The sequence below is a fragment of the Haloferax profundi genome, from assembly GCF_001469865.1.
Taxonomy (GTDB): domain Archaea; phylum Halobacteriota; class Halobacteria; order Halobacteriales; family Haloferacaceae; genus Haloferax; species Haloferax profundi.
The window spans coordinates 1-854 of sequence record NZ_LOPV01000462.1 but is presented as its reverse complement, the minus strand read 5'-3'; the positions used below and the strand labels follow the sequence as shown (position 1 = coordinate 854).

Here is an 854-nt window from a genome sequence, read left to right as displayed (position 1 = left end):
GGTCTGAAAGCGTCACGTCACCACCGACATCGCTGAACTGGTAGGTAAACCGGTCAGATCCACGCGGATACGACACACCTGCAGTGTATCCATAGAGAAGCGCACGGGCGTACAGCTGTCCGTAGACAGTCCCATTGACTGTCGACAGATCCGAGATCGGCATCTCCGTGTCAATGCCTTCTTCGAGCCCGAGAACGAGCTCGGTCCCAGAGTATTTCTTCCCGACTTCTTGGCGTGCCTCGAGTCGTGGCGAGACGACACCATCACGGAACTCGAATGCAACACCCGATGTGTTGTTGTCGACTTCGTCGAAATTCGACGTCGTAGTGAGTTCCACCTCGAAGATGGGATAGAGATTGACCACGTTCGGTGGGACTGGGCCAACCGGTGGATTGGGGATACCTCGTGGTGGGACCTGAGCCGCTGCAGTTGCTCGAGCATGGAGTCGTCCGTCAGTCAGGTCGCCCTTGCGCAAATCAGCGTAGGCCGAACCACGAACCTCACCCGAGACGACAATAACGGACACCGAGTACTTCGTTTCACCTCCAACAGTCGCTCGAGCATCACTCGTGGCCAGATCGACTGTCAGCACCATATACAGTGTCACCTCAGACTGTTGTTCCTCGCCAACCGCAGGCATCGTCACGTCCTCGAAGGGGAACCCATCGGTAATCTCTGTGGGCTCAGAGCTGTTGTCGCCTCCTGGTGTAAACTCTCGGCGATAGGTCGCAATTCCACGCTCGGTGTAGATATTCTGGAGTTCGAATGCTTCGGCCCACTCCGGGGTTTCGACGATAACGAGCTCTGTTGCCTGTTGGTCGACGGTCCCATCAGTACTGACGGCGGTGGCTGTG

General features: G+C 56.8%; 1 protein-coding gene. It reads right to left on the bottom strand.

All coding sequences use genetic code 11. From position 1 onward, the window contains the following. Nucleotides 1–854 (bottom strand): hypothetical protein (locus AUR66_RS22165; protein ID WP_197409809.1); only part of this gene is annotated, 854 nt, incomplete at both ends.